Origin of the sequence: Streptomyces siamensis (assembly GCF_039543605.1) — a bacterium.
Taxonomy (GTDB): domain Bacteria; phylum Actinomycetota; class Actinomycetes; order Streptomycetales; family Streptomycetaceae; genus Streptomyces; species Streptomyces siamensis.
Genome location: NZ_BAABKB010000002.1, coordinates 1,111,681 through 1,129,937, shown reverse-complemented (window position 1 = coordinate 1,129,937; position 18,257 = coordinate 1,111,681). Strand labels below are relative to the sequence as shown.

12 protein-coding genes are annotated in these 18,257 nt (G+C 71.4%); 8 read left to right on the top strand and 4 right to left on the bottom strand.

Annotated elements, in window-relative coordinates:
* Positions 1-64: 64 nt before the first annotated feature.
* The 4 genes from ABEB03_RS07710 (at position 65) to ABEB03_RS07695 (ending at position 4,946) form a co-directional block, all read left to right on the top strand.
* Entirely contained in the window at positions 65-1,057 is a 993-nt protein-coding gene (locus ABEB03_RS07710; protein WP_345643288.1) for an NAD-dependent epimerase/dehydratase family protein, read from the top strand.
* A gap of 196 nt (positions 1,058-1,253) precedes the next feature.
* Positions 1,254-2,525 (top strand): sensor histidine kinase, encoded by a 1,272-nt coding sequence (locus tag ABEB03_RS07705; protein WP_345643284.1) that lies wholly within the window; start codon positions 1,254-1,256, stop codon positions 2,523-2,525.
* Complete coding sequence (locus ABEB03_RS07700) at positions 2,510-3,166, top strand: response regulator transcription factor (RefSeq protein WP_345643280.1); 657 nt, start codon at positions 2,510-2,512, stop codon at positions 3,164-3,166. The genes ABEB03_RS07705 and ABEB03_RS07700 overlap by 16 nt, the downstream gene beginning before the upstream one ends.
* Positions 3,167-3,398: 232 nt before the next feature.
* Entirely contained in the window at positions 3,399-4,946 is a 1,548-nt protein-coding gene (locus ABEB03_RS07695; RefSeq protein ID WP_345643275.1) for a DUF1996 domain-containing protein, read from the top strand.
* A 247-nt stretch (positions 4,947-5,193) separates the two neighbouring features.
* Here the strand turns inward: ABEB03_RS07695 and ABEB03_RS07690 are convergent, their stop codons facing one another.
* Complete coding sequence (locus ABEB03_RS07690) at positions 5,194-5,655, bottom strand: hypothetical protein (RefSeq protein ID WP_345643272.1); 462 nt, start codon at positions 5,653-5,655, stop codon at positions 5,194-5,196.
* 215 nt (positions 5,656-5,870) lie between these two features.
* Between ABEB03_RS07690 and ABEB03_RS07685 the strand changes: the two genes are divergently transcribed.
* The 4 genes from ABEB03_RS07685 (at position 5,871) to ABEB03_RS07670 (ending at position 10,619) form a co-directional block, all read left to right on the top strand.
* On the top strand, positions 5,871-7,799 hold the full coding sequence (locus tag ABEB03_RS07685; RefSeq protein WP_345643269.1) for a hypothetical protein: 1,929 nt from the start codon (positions 5,871-5,873) through the stop codon (positions 7,797-7,799).
* Between the two features lie 107 nt (positions 7,800-7,906).
* Positions 7,907-8,812 (top strand): metal-dependent hydrolase, encoded by a 906-nt coding sequence (locus ABEB03_RS07680; protein WP_345643266.1) that lies wholly within the window; start codon positions 7,907-7,909, stop codon positions 8,810-8,812.
* Positions 8,809-9,861: a PDR/VanB family oxidoreductase gene (locus ABEB03_RS07675; RefSeq protein ID WP_345643263.1), complete on the top strand. Its 1,053-nt coding sequence runs from the start codon at positions 8,809-8,811 to the stop codon at positions 9,859-9,861. Before ABEB03_RS07680 ends, ABEB03_RS07675 begins: the two co-directional genes overlap by 4 nt.
* A 56-nt stretch (positions 9,862-9,917) precedes the next feature.
* Complete coding sequence (locus ABEB03_RS07670; protein ID WP_345643260.1) at positions 9,918-10,619, top strand: TetR/AcrR family transcriptional regulator; 702 nt, start codon at positions 9,918-9,920, stop codon at positions 10,617-10,619.
* Between the two features lie 16 nt (positions 10,620-10,635).
* Here the strand turns inward: ABEB03_RS07670 and ABEB03_RS07665 are convergent, their stop codons facing one another.
* The 3 genes from ABEB03_RS07665 to pulA form a co-directional block, all read right to left on the bottom strand.
* Entirely contained in the window at positions 10,636-10,995 is a 360-nt protein-coding gene (locus ABEB03_RS07665) for a 5-carboxymethyl-2-hydroxymuconate Delta-isomerase (RefSeq protein ID WP_345643257.1), read from the bottom strand.
* Positions 10,996-11,024: 29 nt separating this feature from the next.
* Positions 11,025-12,650: a fused response regulator/phosphatase gene (locus ABEB03_RS07660; protein ID WP_345643254.1), complete on the bottom strand. Its 1,626-nt coding sequence runs from the start codon at positions 12,648-12,650 to the stop codon at positions 11,025-11,027.
* A gap of 79 nt (positions 12,651-12,729) precedes the next feature.
* On the bottom strand, positions 12,730-18,129 hold the full coding sequence (pulA, locus tag ABEB03_RS07655) for a pullulanase-type alpha-1,6-glucosidase (protein ID WP_425589203.1): 5,400 nt from the start codon (positions 18,127-18,129) through the stop codon (positions 12,730-12,732).
* Positions 18,130-18,257 lie beyond the last annotated feature (128 nt).

Genomic DNA, 18,257 nt, shown 5'->3' with positions numbered 1-18,257 from the left:
TGACGGATCTTCTGTCGGCAGAATCCTGTTCCGTCCGGGCGGCCTGCCGTGCAGAGTCGTCCCCATGAGACTGCTGATGCTCGGAGGTACGGAGTTCGTGGGACGCGCCGTCGTCGAGGCGGCGCTCGCCCGGGGGTGGGAGGTGACCGTCTTCCACCGGGGGCGGCACGAACCTCCGCCCGGGGTGCGTTCGTTGCTCGGCGACCGCACCGCACCGGACGGGCTCGCGGCGCTCGCCGACGGCGAGTGGGACGTCGTCGTCGACACCTGGTCGGCGGCGCCGCGGGCCGTGCGGGACACGGCACTGCTGCTGGCCGGACGGGTGCGGCGGTACGCGTACGTGTCCAGCTGCTCGGTGTACGCGTGGGCACCGGCCGCCGGCTACACGGAGGACGCCGCCCTGGTGACCGGGGCGTCCGCGGCTGCGGAACAGACCGACTACGCGCGGGACAAGCGAGGCGGGGAGCTGGCCGTGCTCGACGCCTTCGGCGAGGAGCGCTCCCTGCTCGTGCGGGCCGGGCTGATCCTCGGCCCGTACGAGAACATCGGGCGGCTGCCGTGGTGGCTGAACCGGATCGCGCGGGGCGGGCCCGTCCTCGCACCCGGACTGCGCGACCTGCCGATCCAGTACATCGACGTCCGTGACCTCGCCGAGTGGACACTCACGGCGGCGGAGAGGGCGCCGGGCGGCGCGTACAACCTCGTCTCTCCGCCGGGTCACAGCACGATGGGCGAACTCCTCGACGCGTGCGTGTCCGTCACCGGGGCATCGGCGGAACTGCGGTGGACCGCCGCCGAGGCCGTGCTCGGCGCCGGGATCGAGCCGTGGACGCAGCTGCCGGTGTGGGTGCCGGCGGGAAGCGATCTGCACGACGCCCTGCACGGGGCGGACGTCTCCCGCGCGGTGGACGCGGGGCTGCGGTGCCGGAGCGTCCTGGAGACCGTCGCCGACACCTGGAGCTGGCTCCAGGAGCTCGGCGGGATCGCCCCGCAGCGGCCCGACCGGCCCGCGGTGGGACTCTCCCCCGAACAGGAGGCGAAGGCCCTGGCGGGCTGAGCGGGGGGCTGCCTGCCCGGCCTCCCCCGTCGGCACCGGGACCCCGGCCGCTCTCGTACCCGCCGGGGTCCCGGCCGCTCTCGTCCGCGCAGCGGTCCCGGCCGCCCCGTCCGCATCCGGGGGTGGTGCCGGCACCACCCCCGTTGGGGGTGCCCGGCCCAGTGACCCGGTGCATCCGGTCGGTGAGACTGAGGCCATGGAGAAGCACAGCACCGACGTCCGGGCGCGAGCGCGGGAAGCGGCCGTGGCCGGCGCACGGGGACTGGCCGTCGCCGTCCTGGGGTTCGCCGGATCCGTGTCCCTCTTCGTCCTGGCCGTCGTGTCACTCGCCCTCGTGCCGCTGGGCGTCGGCGTCGTGACGACGCCCTGGGTGCTGACCGGCGTCCGGTCCTTCGCGAACGCCCGCCGGGTGGTCGCGGCACAGTGGTACGGGATACGGATCCCGGCCGTGTACCGGCCGGTGCCGGCGGACGCGGGCCCGTGGACGCGCTGTTTCGGGATGCTCGGGGACCCGGCGACCTGGCGGGACCTGGGGTGGCTGCTGTTCGACATGACCGTCGGGTTCGTCACGGCCCTGCTGCCCGGGGCACTGCTCCTGTACCCGCTGGAGGGGTTCGCGCTCGCGCTCGGGCTGTGGCGGGTCTTCACGGACGGCACCCACGTCGGCTGGTGGTACGGCTTCGTGCCGGTCTCGGGGCAGAGCACCGCCCTGCTGGCCGGCGCGCTCGCCGCCGTCCTCCTGGCCGCCGGCTACCACCTCTCCCCGCCGCTGCTGCGTCTGCACTTCCGGCTCACCCGGTCCGTTCTGGCCTCCGGGCAGGGCGAACTCGCCGAGCGGGTCAGGGTGCTGACGGAGACACGGCGCGACGCCGTCGACTCGTCGGCGGCCGAACTGCGGCGCATCGAGCGGGACCTGCACGACGGGGCGCAGGCACGTCTGGTCGCCATGGGCATGGACCTGGGCACGATCGAGGCGCTGATCGACAAGGACCCGGCGCGGGCCAGGGAACTGCTCGCCCAGGCGCGGAGGTCGTCCGCCGACGCGCTCACCGAGCTGCGGGACCTGGTGCGCGGTATCCATCCTCCGGTACTCGCGGAACGCGGACTCGCGGACGCAATAAAGGCGTTGGCGCTGCGCCTGCCGCTGGCGAGCGAGGTGGACGCGGAGCTGGCGGGGCGGGCGGACGCGCCCGTCGAGTCCGCCGCGTACTTCGCCGTCAGCGAGGTGCTGACCAACACGGTCAAGCACTCGGGCGCCGACCGCGTCTGGGTCGACCTCCACCACACGGACGGCATGCTGCGCATCGCGGTCACCGACAACGGCAGGGGCGGCGCCCGGATCGGCACGGGTTCGGGCCTGTCGGGGATCGAGCGGCGGCTCGGTACATTCGACGGCGTCCTCGCCGTCAGCAGTCCCGCCGGCGGCCCCACCATGGTCACCATGGAGATCCCTTGCGCGTTGTCCTAGCCGAAGACCTGTTCCTGCTGCGTGACGGGCTGGTGCGGATGCTCCAGGCCTACGACTTCGAGATCGCCGCGGCCGTCGAGAGCGGGCCCGAACTGAGCCGCGCGCTGGCCGAGTTGGAGCCGGACGTGGCGGTGGTCGACGTACGGCTGCCGCCCTCGCACACGGACGAGGGCCTGCAGTGCGCGCTGGAGGCCCGGCGCAACCGGCCGGGACTGCCGGTGCTGGTGCTGTCGCAGCACGTGGAGCAGTTGTACGCACGGGAGTTGCTCGCCGACGGCACCGGCGGCATCGGCTATCTGCTGAAGGACCGGGTGTTCGACGCGGAGCAGTTCGTCGACGCGGTGCGCCGGGTCGCGGCAGGGGGAACGGCGATGGATCCGCAGGTCATCCAGCAGCTGCTGTCGCGGCGGTCCACCGTCGACCAGCCGCTCGGACGACTCACTCCGCGGGAGACGGAGGTGCTCGAACTGATGGCGCAGGGACGGTCGAACGCGGCGATCGCCGGCCAGCTCGTGGTCACGGAGCGCGCGATCGCCAAGCACACCTCCAACATCTTCGCGAAGCTGGGCCTGGAGGTCTCCGACGACGACAATCGCCGGGTACTCGCGGTGCTCGCGTATTTGGACCGGGGAGCCCACTGAATGCGATCAACGGAACTGAATCGGATTCAAAAATTCGCCGTTCAAACCTGAATCGCATCATCAACTCTCGCTGAAACGCGGGCTTCTGGGCCCATTGTGCCTGAATTGGCCACAAGGACTTCCAAGTTTTTCCGAGGTTTCTGAACGCCTCACACACCTCATGCGTATGGAATGGAGCCGCTTCACTCCTGTCGGGCGCCTCGATGCCCCGCAAGGAAGTCAGAGGAGTTCCATGGGACGCAACACACGAAAACGCCGTTCGCCGCTGGCCGTCCGCGCCGTAGCCGCATCGGCGGCTCTAGCGCTCGGCGGAGGCGGGCTGATCTGGGCGAATTACTACGCTTCGGCGCACGAGGAGAATTCCTCCCCCAACACCACCAAGGCCGCCGCCGCCCAGGTGGCCACGATCAGCTGTCCCGATGTCGGGCAGAAGCTCCCCGACGTGCCGAACCAGGCCCGCACGGAGGTCGACGGCGAGCTCGCCACGCTCGACCAGCAGATCACCGACGCCTACCAGCGTCTCGCCACCACGCGGGACGCGCAGGCCAGGGACGCCCAGTTCGTGCAGAACTCCATCCTCCAGCCGCTCAAGGACCGGCGTTCGGCGATCATCGACCGGATCAAGCTGGAGATCACGCGCGTGGGCGGCACCGCCCCGGACTCGCTGAGCGGCCTGGCCGGCTGCAACGCGACCACCGCCGACCAGACGCAGGCCAACAACGGCGGCCAGCAGCAGGGCGGCGGGCAGCAGCAAGGTGGCGGCCAGGCCACCGCCTCCCCGAGCGCTTCGGCCGGCGGCCAGCAGCAGGGTGGCGGGCAGCAGCAGGGCGGCGGCCAGCAGCAGGGCAACGGCGGCCAGGCCGGCAACGGTCCCGTCGCCGCCGACTTCGTCGACATCACGAAGGTCCGGCCGAACGTGCCCCAGAAGGCGCGGACCCGGGCGGGCGGCTCCTCCGGCACCTTCTCGAGCACCTGCGGTGTGAACGCGAACAAGAAGTTCAACACCGACAACGTGATCGTGGCGCCCGGCGTGACCAACGGCGCGCACCACCTGCACGACTACGTCGGCAACCAGTCGAACGACGCCTTCGCCAACAACGACACGTTCGCCGCGGCCAAGACCAGCTGCTCGAACCAGGGCGACAAGTCGTCGTACTACTGGCCGGTCGTGCGTATCCAGAACGGCACGCAGGACTTCGACCAGAACAACGACGGCGGTGGCAAGGAAGGCAACGTCGGCCAGATCCAGCAGGCCAAGCAGGCGCAGATCAAGTTCGTCGGCAACCCGAAGAGCAAGGTCGTCGCGATGCCGAAGTTCCTGCGCATCATCACCGGTGACGCGAAGACGACGACCAACGGACTCGCGAACGCCAACGCCCACTGGAGCTGCACCGGCTTCGAGAACAAGGTGCAGCTGACGACGCAGTACCCGATCTGCCCCCGGGGCAGCAGCGTGGTGCGCACCTTCGCCTTCCAGAGCTGCTGGGACGGCCAGAACATCGACAGCGCGAACCACCGTACGCACGTGGCCTTCGCGGACGCCCAGGGCAACTGCGCCAACGGCTTCAAGGCGATCCCGCAGCTGACGATGCGCCTGGTGTACAACGTGCCGGCGCCGACCCTGCAGAACGGGCAGGTCAAGAACGCCTATGCGGTGGACGGCTTCCCGGAACAGCTGCACAAGCCCGCCACCGACCACGACGACTTCATCAACGTCTTCGACGAGAACGTGATGAACAAGATGGTCAACTGCATCAACCGGGGCCAGCGTTGCAGGTGAGCCGCGCGCAGCGGTGACCGACCCGACATGAAGCGCGAAGAAGGCCGGTGGCGGAATCTCCCGCCACCGGCCTTCCGCGTCCCTCGCGCCACCGGCTTTCCGCGTTCCTCCGGCCACCGGCTTTCCGCGTTCCTCCGGCTGCCGGCTTTCCGCGTTCCTCCGGCTGCCCCCGCGCTGCGGGCCGTTCCGACTCCTGCCCGGGACATGGCGGCGGCGTCCCCGCCCCGTCCCGCCCGGGCCCGAGGCGTCAGCCGGCGTGGTGACCGGAGTGCCCGGTCGCGGTTCCGGCACCACCGGCGCCTCCCGCGTGGTGGGACATGCCCTCCTCGACGGTCCCGCCGAGCCGGCCGCGCAGCGTCGTGACCATCTTCTGGTCGCCGACGGCGACCCACTTGGCGCCGACGAGGTACGAACCGCCGTAGTCCTTGGCGCCGTCGAGCCACTCACGCTGTCCGCGGTCGGTGGCGAAGGTCGCCAGGATGAACTTGCCGGAACGGATCTTGCACACGCCCTGACGGATCTCGTCCGCGTCCGTCTGGATGTCCGGCGTGCACTTCACCTCGGCCGCCAGGTCCTCCAGGCTCCCGGTCGCCGTGGCCGGAACCCTGTCCTGCCCGTCGGCCGCCTTGTCGCCCGACCCACCGCAGCCGGTGAGCACCAGCAGGGCCACGGCGGCCCCGGCCGCGAGCTTCTCGCGTGTCAACGTCATACGTACCTCCGCTGCCTGTCGGCGCTCACGCCGATGAGAGCCCCGGCGGGGGCTCTGCCTTCGATACGGCTCCGGCGGGCCCAGCGCTCAATCGTCCCCCGATCTGCCGCGCCACCGACGGCCGATGGCGGACCCCGCACGTCTGCCCGACGGGCCCGGGGACCGGCAGTCCCGGCGCGGGGTGACCATCCGCCGATTCGCTCGTTCTGCTGAACGTGCAGTCACAGGATGTAGCCCCGCGCCCCGCACCCTCCTCAGGACCGGTCGTCGACGTCGAGCAGGCCGAGGCCGCCCTCGTCGAGCACTACCCGCGGCTGGTCCGGCTGGCCTATCTGGTGCTGCCGCCGGGCCTGGGCCGTGGCCGCCGGGTGATGACCGCGCACGCCCTCACCCAGCGCGCGCTGCCCCGGGGCCGTGCCTCGGGCGACGCCTCGGTCATCCCCGCCCAGCAGTCCGGCGGCGGCCGCGACGGCGACCCGGGCTATGCCTACGTACGCCTGCGCGTGGTGCGCGCGGCCCTGGAGGCGGGCCTGCCGCTGAGGCTCCGCGCCCGGCCCAGGCGCGCCCAGCTGCCGCCCCTGCTGCCGCACGTGTGGGGCCTGAAGCTGTTCCCGCGCTCGGGCGGAGCCGACGAACTCGCCCTGGACCAGCGGCTGTCCGCGCTGTCCGGGCCTGCCCGTGCGGCCTACGTCCTGCGCGGTCTGGAGAAGCTGCCGGACACCCACGTACGGAAGGTCCTCGCGGCGGCTGGGGTCGGCGACCCGGACGCGGCGCTCGCCGAGGCGTCCGGCGTCGAGGCCCGCGACTCGCTGCTCGACTCCCCCGAGTTCGACCCCTGTTCGCTGCACGCCCGGCCCACCGACCTGATGCGGCGCAGGCAGCACGTCAGGGCCGCGCTCGCCGCCACCGCCGCCGTGGCCGTGTGCGGGGCACTCCTCGCGCTGCCCGGGGACGGCTGGGGCCCCGACGGCGCCGCGGCACCGTCCTACGCGCAGAACCCGGCGGCCGAGGCCGCCCTCGACCCCGGCAGGCTGACCAAGGTGGCGGGCACGGCCTGGGAGTCGTCCGCGCGCACCGACTTCTCCGTGTGGCCCGCCCGCGGCGGCCTCGTCGACGACAGCGCGCTGCTGCGGCGCGCACTCGCCGTGTGGGCCAGGCCCGGCGAGTCGGTTCGGGTCTCGGCGACCCCCGGCACCCCGTCCGGCGCCCCGCCCGGCCCGCCGCAGCTGCTGTACGCGGGCGAGGTCGACCAGGCGCGCGTGGTGCTCCTCTACGACGGTCTGCGCATCGCGCGGTACGCGGAGCCGAAGGACGGCACGAGCGGCGCCGCCCTCGACTTCGCGCGGGTCGACGGCGCGAACCGGGCCGAGGCGAACGCGGTCGTCGTGGGCCGCTCCGACGGCAACGTCCGGTATCTGACCGCGCCCTGGGTCACCGGGGCGGCCGAGCGGGACCTGATGAAGCCGTCCTCGGGCGCGATGGACCTGCCCATCTCCGCCGACGGCGTCACGTCCCCGCTGGCCGGTCCCGCCCAGAGCGGCGCCTGCACCTCGTGGAACGTGCTCCAGCTGAAGGACGGCTCGGGCACCCGTCTGATGACCGACCTCGGCGAGCTGACCCCGGCGCATCTCACGGCGGGCAAGCCCTCGTCCCCGCACGAGGCCTCCGGCGCCGAGGCGCTGCGCGACTGGTCCCCGTTCGCCTGCTCGCTCGCCTCGGCGCGCTCCCAGGGCGTGCGGTCCGTGAACGCCTGGCGGTTCGCGCGGCAGCCGCTGCCGGACGCGAGTGGCACCGCGGCCTGGGTCTGCACGCGCGCCGACACCTGGCGGGGCGGCGGAACCCGGGTGCTCGCCCAGTTCCACACCCCGGGCGGGGTGTACGGGGCGGTCGCCGCGAAGGCCGAGAACTCCCCCGCGTGCGGCTCCCGCGACCCCCATGTGCTGGCGGGCGTGCTGTGGAAGTCGGGGACGGGCAGCTGGTACCTGCTGGCCGCCGGGAGCAGGGACACGGCGTCCGTGCGGGCCACGGGCGGGGTCGAGGGCTCCGTGCGGGGCAGCATGCTGACGGTGCGGGCACGGCAGGGCGCCCAGGCCCAGCTGAAGGCGACCCTGTCGGACGGACGGTCGATCTCCGGGCTGCGCTGAGCCGGTCGCGGGCTGACGTCGGCAGGCCGGACAGCTAGCTGACGTTCGCGTAAATAAGTGGGCGCACGGGGCTTCTCCGCGCGCCTACCCGTCAGTACATTGACGCCATGTCTAACACGCAGGCCCGGCTGCCCCGGCCAGTCGACTCCGAGCGGACGGCGCTCAAGGCGCGGAAGGTGTCGTTCTCCTGGGAGGACACGCCCCTGCACTGGGTGCCCGGGGACCCGTTCGCCACGCACACCATCAACGTGCTGCACCTGCTGCTGCCGGCCGGTGAGCGCTGGTTCGTGCACGTGTACAAGCAGGTGCTGCCCCACATCCGCGACGAGCGGCTGCGCGAGGACGTCATCGGGTTCATCGGACAGGAGGCGATGCACTCGCAGGCGCACGACGAGGTGCTGCCGCACCTCAAGGAGCTGGGGCTCGACCCGACCCCGTACACCGCCCAGGTCGACTGGCTCTTCGAGAAGCTGCTGGGCGACCGCACACTGCCGCCGGGCAAGGCCCGCAAGTGGTGGCTGCTGGAGCGGGTCGCCATCATCGCGGCGATCGAGCACTACACCGCCTTCCTCGGCGACTGGGTCCTGAACGCCGAGGAGCTGGACCGGCGGGGCGCCGACCCCACCATGCTGGATCTGCTGCGCTGGCACGGCGCCGAGGAGGTCGAGCACCGCTCGGTGGCGTTCGAGCTGTTCATGCACGTCGACGGGAGTTACCGGCGGCGGGCCCGGACCTGGGCCACCGCGTTCGCGGCACTCGTCTTCCTCTGGCAGCGCGGGGCACGGTTCTTCATGGAGAACGACCCGACGCTGGCGGACGGCCGGGCGAGCTTCAAGAACTTCTACGAGAGCGGGAAGCAGGGCGTGCTGCCGTCCACCGGGGACATGCTCAAGTCCATCCCCCGCTACCTCAGCCGCTCCTACCACCCCTCCCAGGAGGGTTCCACCGAGCAGGCGATCGCCTATCTCGCCTCCTCCCCCGCGGCGACCGCGGCGGAACGGGGTGCGGCATGACGCCCCGGCTGCGGACCGTCGTGGCCGTCGCCGGTGCGGCCCTCGTCGTACGGCGTGCGCTGCGCCGCCGGATCGGGGCCTCGCCGCTGTGGCCGCTGCCCGCCCTGGAGGAGCCGATCTCCGGCCGGCCGCGCACCCGGGCGCTGCGCCTGCTGGTCACCGGGCACGAGCGGGTCGCCGACGGTGTCGTCCAACTGCGTCTGGAGGGGCGGGAGCTGCCGCGCTGGGAACCGGGCGCCCATCTCGACCTGGTCCTGCCGTCGGGTCTCGTACGGCAGTACTCGCTGTGCGGGGACCCCGAGGACACCTCCTCGTACACCGTCGCGACGCGGCTCGTCGAGGACGGGCGGGGCGGTTCGCGCGAGGTGCACGAGCAGGTGGTGGAGGGCTCCGAGATCGAGGTGCGCGGGCCGCGCAACCGCTTCCCCCTCGTGGACGCGCCGTCGTACGTGTTCGTCGTGGGCGGCATCGGGATCACCCCGGTCCTGCCGATGCTGCGCGCCGTGCAGGGGCACGCGGACTGGCGGCTGGTGTACGGCGGCCGGTCACGGGCCTCGATGCCCTTCCTGGAGGAGATCGAGAAGCTGGACCCCGAGCGGGTCACCGTCGTCGCGGAGGACGAGGACGGGCTGCCGGACCTCGGCGCGCTGTTCGCGGAGCTCCCCCGGGACACGGCGGTCTACTGCTGTGGCCCGGAGGGGCTGATGGCGGCGGTCGAGGCCCGCGTCCCGGACGGGGCGACCCTCCATCTGGAGCGCTTCGCACCCCGCACGTCCAGCGAGGGCAACGGCGCCTTCGAGGTCGAACTGCGGCGCAGCGGCCGCACGGTGACCGTGGCCGCGGACTCCACCGTCCTCGCCGCCGTCCGCGCGGAGCTGCCGGGCACCCTGTACTCGTGCGAGCAGGGGTTCTGCGGAACCTGCCAACAGCGGGTGCTGGAAGGAGAGATCGACCACCGGGACGAGCTGCTGACGGACGCGGAGCGTGACGACTCGATGCTGATCTGTGTCTCGCGGGCACGCGGTGAGAGAATTGTGTTGGACATGTGAACGATCGTGGGCGGACCGGCCCGTTCCGGGCCGGATCCGATCGGTAAGGTGTTCGCATGACAACCGGGGTACGACGCAGGATGGGTGTCGAGGAACGCCGGCAGCAGTTGATCGGCGTCGCCCTCGAACTGTTCAGCCGACGCTCGCCCGACGAGGTCTCCATCGACGAGATAGCCTCCGCCGCGGGCATCTCCCGTCCCCTGGTCTACCACTACTTCCCCGGCAAACTCAGCCTGTACGAGGCCGCCTTGCAGCGCGCTTCGGACGACCTCGCGGGACGGTTCGTGGAACCCGCGGAAGGGCCCCTGGGGGCGCGGCTGCTGCGGGTGATGCGCCGGTTCTTCGACTTCGTGGACGATCACGGGCCCGGTTTCGCGGCGTTGATGCGGGGCGGCCCCGCGGTCGGCTCCTCCACCACCAACGCCCTGATCGACGCCGTACGGCAGGCCGCGTACGTGCAGATCCTGTCGCACCTGAACGTCGAGAGGCCGACGGCCCGCCTGGAGCTGATGATCCGCTCCTGGATCTCGCTGGTCGAGTCGACGGCCCTGCTGTGGCTGGACGGACGTCGGATCCCGCGCGGCGAGCTGGAGTTGCAGCTCGTGCACGACTTCGCGGCACTGGCCGCGGTGAGCGCCGCCCACGACGAGGAGATGAGCGAGCAGCTGCGCCAAGGGCTCAAGGGCGAGTCGGGCGACGGGCCGTTCAGCGACCTCGTCGTCCGGCTCGTCGCACTGGCCTCGCCCCCGGACGCCTGATCCCGCGGGCGGCGGACTAGGGGGTTTCGAACTTGCGGTACGACGGGTCGAGGTCCCGCACTTCGGCGGAGGCGTGCAGGGTGACGCCCTCGACCGGCTCGACGTACTTGCGCAGCAGCTCCAGCGCGGCCTCGGTCAGCCGCGCCTTGGTCTCGTCGGACCGGCCGGCGAGCAGCGCCAGCGTGACGTGCACGATCGCGTGGCACTCCCCGTCCGCTCCCACCACGTCGTCCCCGGTCGTACGGAACCGTGTCTTGCACGCCTCGATGCGGGCGGCGGCCGTCTCCACCACCACCGGGTGCAGCGCCAGCGCGAACCCGCGCCGGTCGAAGGCGTCGTCGAGCGACTCGGAGTAGTCGACGGTGATCTGCGGCATCAGCGCACTCCTGTTCTAGGAATCTGCGATCACCCTAACCGCAGCGCGAGCAGCGCGATGTCGTCCTCCCGGCCCGGTCCGAAGCAGTCGAGCAGGGTGTCGCACAGGGCGGCGACGCCGGCCGGTGCCGCGGCGCCGGCGCTGCGCAACTGCTCCAGGGAGACCCCCAGGTCGGTCCCACGCGTCTCGATGAGGCCGTCGGTGACCATGAGGAACCGGTCGGTCGGCAGCAGGACGACCTCGGTGGGCCGCGGCCGGTCCAGGCCGAGGCCGAGCAAAGGGCCGCGGACGTCCGCGTACTCGGCGGTGCCGTCGTCGCCGACGATCAGCGGCGGGATGTGGCCCGCGTTCGCGATGCGCGCCCGCCCGCTCGCCGGGTCGACCAGGCACAGGCAGACGGTGGCCGTGACGTCCGGGTGGTAGTGCTGGAGCATCCGGTCCAGGCGCCGGGCCAGTACCCCGGGGTCCGGGTCCTCGACGCAGTAGGCGCGCAGCGCGTGCCGGATCTCGACCATCACGGTGGCCGCCTCCAGCGAGTGGCCGACGACGTCGCCGACGGCGGCGAGCACCCCGTCCGAGGTGCGCAGCACCGCGTAGAAGTCACCGCCGATCTCCGCCTGCCGGGAGGCGGGAACGTAGCGCACGACGACGTCGAGGCCCGGCGTCTCGGGCATCTTCTGGGGCAGGAAACTGTGCTGGAGGGTCAGCGCGACATGCCGCTCCGCCTGGTACATCAGCAGGGGCTCCGCGGCCAGCGCGGTGGCCTGGGCGAGCCGGGCCACCAGGGTGTCGGTCTGCGGGGCCGTGTCCCGGTCACCGTGCGCGGGCGTCGCGAGGCAGACCGGCACCCGGCCGTCGGGGGTGCGTGCCAGCACGACCCGGGCGGCGTCGGGGGCACCGGGCCGGAAGAATCCGCGCGGCCACAGCGGGGCGGGGACGACCGTGCCGCTCACTCCGGTGTGGCCTGCCGTCATGTGGCGGATCAGCCGGGTCACGGTCTCGTGCGCGCCCGGGTCGGACGCTGTCGTCCGCGCCCGGGTGCGGGACGTCCCGCGGTAGAGCTCGCCGTCCTCGGAGAGGACGAACACGGCGGCGGGCGAGCCGGTGAGGCGGGCGGTGCCCTCGGCCGCGGCGTCGGCGAGCTCCTCGGGGCAGCGGGCCGCCTGGACGGCGACGATGGTCTCGGAGAGCAGTGTCAGCCGTCGTACGAGCGTCTCGGCGCCGATCCGCATCCGGGAACGGCGCACCGCCGCACGGACGACGGCCTGGATCTCCTCGGGCTCCGCGGGCACCGAGAGGTACGCGTCGCCGCCCGAGTCCAGGCCCCGGCAGCGGTGGTCGGGTCCGGAGGACGCGGCGGAGAAGTGCACCACGGGCAGGGCGGCCATGGGGGGCTGCGCCTTGAGTCTGCGGCACAGTTCGAAGCCGCTCATGTCGGGCAGGCCGACGTCCACCAGGGCGACGTCGGGCAGGACTCCGGCGCGCAGCCGTACGTCGAGCTCGACGAGCGCCTCGGCGGCACTGGCGACGGGTACGACCCTGTGTCCCGCGCGGGTGAGCACGGCGCCCAGCGCGTAACGGCTGGCCGCGATGTCGTCGACCACCATCACGGTGGACAGGGTGTCCATCGTGGGTCCGGCCGATTCGATGGCCATCGGAACAGTCCCTCGGAGCACGGGTGATGGGGGCAGGTCCGGAGAGACCCGGTCCTGCCCCCATCAAATTAGTGCGCTATCAGCCTGTCCGGGTGAAAACCGCCACCGTGCGCCCCGGAACGGCGAACGTCCCCGATTCGGCCGCGTAGGACGAGGACTTGACGATAGGGTCCGCGCCCGACGCCTGCACCGGATGCAGCGCGTACGCCGTTCCGGCCAGCGCGCCGACGGTCTGCTCCTGCTTCTCGGGCGTCGCGTTGAAGACGACGACGAGATCGCCGAGTTCCATCGTGATCACCCCGGGCGTCTCCGTCTTCCCGGACAGCGGGAAGGCGAGCTCGGACTGGACCCGGTCGGCCGTGGGGAGCGAGAAGACGCCCTCCGTGGTCCGGATGCTCTGGAGGTCCCGGTAGGCGGCCGACGTCGCCCCGATCTGGTCGCAGCCCACCTCGACCGAGGTCAACAGCGGCTTGGCGTACGGCCACTTGGAGGCGTTGTCCGCGGCCATCGGCAGCCCGCGCCCGAAGCCGTTGCCGTCCCGGCAGTCCCAGTGGACGGCGTTGAACCAGTCGCCACTGTCGAACGAGTTGCGGTCGAGGGACTTGGAGCGCAGCAGGTCGCTTCCGGCCTGGGAGAGGGACGGACCCTGCGAGAGGGTGGCCGTCGCCATCGCCAGGACCTGCATCCGGGCCCGGTCCGCCGCGCTGGTGCCGGCGGGCAGCTTGTAGGTGAGCGCGTCGAACAGCGATTCGTTGTCGTGCGCGTCGGCGTACGCGAGGGCGTCGCCGGGGGCGTCCGCGTAGCCTGCGGGCTGCCCGTTGTAGTCGACCTCGGAGCCCTTGACCTCCTTGCCGGCGGTGTCGGTGAAGCGGTACTTGGCGAGGTTGCCGGTCAGACCGACCTTGATGAGGTCCTGGTAGTGCAGCAGGCGGGCCTTCTGTTCGGCCGTGGTGCCGTTCGCGTCCGAGGAGTTGGGGTCGGTGTAGAGGCCGGAGGCGAAGCCCTGGACGCCGGGGTCGGCGTCGAAGGGGCCGCCGCCGCGTACCGCGTCGCGGGCACGGTCGGAGAAGGTCGCGATTCCGGTGCCGGCCATGTTCTTCTGGGTGGCCTGGACGAAGCGGGCGTCGTCGGCGACCTCACCGAAGTTCCAGCCCTCGCCGTACAGGATGATCTTCTTGCCGTCGACGCCGTCCTTCGCGAGGGTGAGGGCGTCCAGGGCCTTGCGGACCGCGAGGATGTTGGCCTTGGGGTGGTGGCCCATGAGGTCGAAGCGGAAGCCGTCGACCTTGTACTCCTTGGCCCAGGTGACGATCGAGTCGACCACCAGTTTGCCCATCATGGCGTTCTCGGTCGCCGTGTTGGCGCAGCAGGTGCTGTTGGCCACCGATCCGTCGGCGAGGAGCCGCTGGTAGTAGCCGGGCACGATCCTGTCGAGCACGCTGGTGTCCGCCTGGCCGGAGGCCGCCGTGTGGTTGTAGACGACGTCCATGACGACCCGCAGGCCGTCGTCGTTGAGCGACTTGACCATCTTGCGGAACTGGACCGTGCGGGCGGTGCCGTCCGGGTCGGTCGCGTACGAGCCCTCGGGGACCGTGTAGTGGTACGGGTCGTAGCCCCAGTTGTAGGCGTCCTTGGCGGCGGTCTTCGCGACGCACTCCTGCTGCTTCTCGGAGTCGGCCGCGAAGGAGGCCAGATCGCAGTCCGGGGTGGCCTGGTCGGCCTTCTTCTCGGGAATGGTGGCGATGTCGAAGGCGGGCAGGAGGTGTACGTACGAGGTGCCGGACTTCGCCAGCTCACGCAGGTGCTTCGAGCCGTCGCTGCCCTTGTCCGTGAACGCCAGGTAGGTGCCCTGGTCGTCGGCCGGGACCGTCTTGTCGGCCACCGAGAAGTCCCGGATGTGCAGTTCCTGGATCTGGGCGTCCCGCAGCGGTACGGCCTTGGGCTTGCTCAGGGTCGACCAGCCGCCCGGGGCGAGGGCCTTGTCGTTCAGGTCGACGACCAGGCTGCGCTCCGAGTTCGCGGTCAGGGCGACCGAGTAGGGGTCGGTGACCTTGTTCGTCACGACCTTGCGGACGCTCGGGGCCCAGACCTTCACGACGTACCGGTAGGTCTTGTTCTTCCAGGACGCGGGGCCCGTGACGGACCAGACGCCCGTGGCCGCGTCGCGGTGCATGGCCACCTCGGAGCCGGCCAGCTCCAGGGAGACGCTCTGTGCCGTCGGCGCCCAGACGGAGAGGGTCGGCCTCCCGTCGTGGAAGACGGGTCCGAGCTTCGCCGCGGTCGCGTCGTACACGTCGTCGAGGACGCCCGCGATCTGCACACCCGTCGCGGCCAGCACCGCGCCGTTCGCCGCACGCTGGGAGGCCACGATCTGGCCGCCGAGCGCCTGGCGCACCCGGTCCCGGTCACGCGGGTCGACGGACCAGGCCGTGTAGTCCTTCAGGTGCGGGAACTTGGCCTTCTGGGCGTCGGTGAGGCTCGTCTTCGTCAGCCGCAGCCAGCGCTCGTCGTCGCTGGTCAGCGTCCCGTCCTTGACGGCGATCGAGCCGTCGCGGGAGGAGAGCAGCTGGGTGGAGACGGCGCCGTCCGCGCCGTTCCAGGCGACCGTGTCCCGGTCGATCCAGACCGCCTTGGAGGTGGTCAGGTCGAGGGCGGCCGCGCTGCCCGCGGGCTGCGGCAGCAGGTACTTCTCCTGGCCGTTCAACAGCCACACCTCGTGGCCGTTGGTCTTGATGTCCAGGGACTGGTCGGTGGGCAGATCCTTGTCGTCGCCCTTGTGGATGATGTAGCTGAGGCTGGTGGCACCGTCGGTGAGCGGTACCTCGAAGACCGCGCCATAGGCATCAGTCTTCACCGGCTTCAGGGGGTTCGACCAGTCGGTGGGGTTCGCGGCGCCCGTCCAGACATGCAGACCCCAGCCGTCGTAGTTCCCGTCGGCGCGGTGGTAGTGGACGACCGCCTTGGTCTTGTCCTGCGCGGGATAGTCGGGCTTCTGGGTCAGGACGTCCGGCTTGCCCTGTTCGACCCAGACCTCGCCGGTCTTGGTGACGTCGATCGTCCGGTCGGTGGAGACGTCCTTGTTGCCGTCCTTGTCGATGACCAGGAAGCCGACGTTCGAGGCGCCGGGCTTGAGCTTGACGTAGGCGAAGGCGCCGTAGGCGTCACGGCCGGTGAAGGGGTGGCTGGCGGGCCAGTTCGTGGACTCGCCGTCGGCGAGGTCGCCCCAGGCGTACAGGCCCCAGTCGTCGTAGTCGCCGTCGGTGCGCTTGTAGTGGACGATCGCGTAGTCGCGGGAGGAGGCGGTGGGGACCTCCGGGGCGGGCGGGGTGCCGGTGGTGCTCGTGGCGGTGGCGCTCGCGGTGCGCCCGGCGGAGTCGATCACGACCGCCTTGTAGCGCAGGGCGGTGCCCGCAGGTACGTCCTTGCCGATGGCCTGGGTGACCTTGTACGGGGCGTGGTCGGCGGAGCCGAGGACGCGCCACTTGCCGTTGCCCGCCTGGGCGGCGAAGACGACCCGGTCGAGCCGGCCGCCGGCGACATCAGCGGAGAGCTCGACGGTCCCGTTGGCGCCGGCGTCCGGGGCCTTGAGGGTGATCGTCGGCTTGGTGGCGGGCTTGGCGAGGGGCCCGGCCGCCTTGAGGACGACGGCGGATCCGGCCGGGACGGTGACGGTGATCTTCTTGTCGGCGTCGGTCTTCGCGGTGGCGTCCGTGCCGTAGATGCCGCGGTACGTCATGTCCGCGGAGCCGGTCGCGAAGGTCGCGGTCTTCACCTCGCCGGCGTTGTTGAAGGCGACGACGTACTCGGCGCCGGTCCTGGCGTCGGTGCGGGTGACGGCGTACACACCGGAGCCGTCCGCCGCGTACCGCTCCGTCTGGACGCCGTCCGTGAGGGCGGGGTTGGCCTTGCGGAGCGCGGAGAGCGCGGCGATCCGCCGGTACAGCGGCGCGCTCGTGTCGTAGGCGTCGCTCGCGTGGGTGCGGTCGGTGCCGATCTCGTCGTCGTCGAGGTAGTCGGCGACCTTGGAGGCGAACATCGTCTGCCGGGCGTCCTTGTCGCCGCCGGCGCCGGTGAAGCCCTGCTCGTCGCCGTAGTAGACGACCGGGTTGCCGCGGCTGAGGAACATCAGCTCGTTGGCGAGCTGGTCCTTCTTCAGCAGTTCGGCGTCGGTGGCCTTCGGGTCGTCCTGGTTCAGGAAGGTCCCGATGCGGCCCATGTCGTGGTTGCCGAGGAAGGTGACCTGCTCGTACGCGTTGGCCTTGTCCGTCGTGTACTTGTAGTCGTCGCCGAAGACGGACGCCAGCTTCTGCGCGCTGCCGCCCTGGGAGGCGTACTGGCGGGCCGCGTCCTGGAAGGGGAAGTCGAGCGTGGAGTCGAGGCGGCCCTCGGTGACGTAGGGCGAGGTGATCGACGTGTCGGCGGAGTAGACCTCGCCGAACATGAAGAAGTCCTTGCGGCCGTGCCGGGCGGCGTAGGCGTCGAGGGCCGTGGCCCACTGGGTCCAGAACTCCATGTTCACGTGCTTGACGGTGTCGATCCGGAAGCCGTCGACGCCGAAGTCCCGCACCCACTTCTCGTAGATCTTCTCCATGCCGGAGACGACCTCGGGCCGTTCGGTCCACAGGTCGTCGAGGCCGGAGAAGTCTCCGTACGTGGTGGACTCACCGGCGTAGGTCGAGTCACCGCGGTTGGTGTACATCGTCGTGTCGTTGAGCCACGACGGGACCTTGGTGTTCTTCTTCGCGGCGGGCACTGTCGGCGTACGGGGGAAGGAGTCGGCGTCCACCGACGGGAACTGCTTGGTGCCGTCCGCGTAGTCCGCGTCGTCGAAGGGCCTGCCGTCCTCGGTCAGGTACGGGAAGGCGCCCTTGGAGAGGTAGTCGTAGGACTTCTCGTCGTAGTCGACGACGTCGGCCGTGTGGTTGGTGATGACGTCGAAGAAGACCTTCATGCCCTTGGCGTGGGCCTTGGAGATCAGGGTCTCCAGGTCCTTGTTGGTGCCGAAGTGCGGGTCGACCCGGGTGAAGTCGGTGATCCAGTAACCGTGGTAGCCGGCCGAGGCGTCCTTGCCGGTGCCCTGGACGGGCTGGTTCTTGAAGATCGGCGCCATCCAGATGGCGGTGGTGCCGAGGCCCTTGATGTAGTCGAGCCTGCGGGTCAGACCCTTGAGGTCGCCGCCCTGGTAGAAGCCCTTGTCGGTGGGGTCGTAGCCGGTCGACAGGCGCGAACCGGTCAGGCCGCCCTTGTCGTTGCCCGTGTCGCCGTTGGCGAAGCGGTCGGGCAGGACGAAGTAGAACTGCTCGCGGGTGGCGTCGTGCCGGGCGGGCTGCGCGGCGAGCGCGGCGTCCGACGGAGGCGCGGGCGGGGTCTCGGCCCGCGCGGCGAGGGGTTGTGCGAGCGATACGGCCAGAGCGGCGGCAAGAACGGCTGCGCGCAGTCTGGAACGGCCGGGGCGGCGCGCCGGCCCTCTCGGTATCAGGTCCACAGGTGTGAACTCCTAGCGATTACGGCGTACTCGGGTCCGACCCCGCGCAGCGTTCCGGCTCCGGTGCCGAACGCCCGCGTGACCGTATCGCTCACGCAAGGTTTACAGCAAGAGTCTTGCAA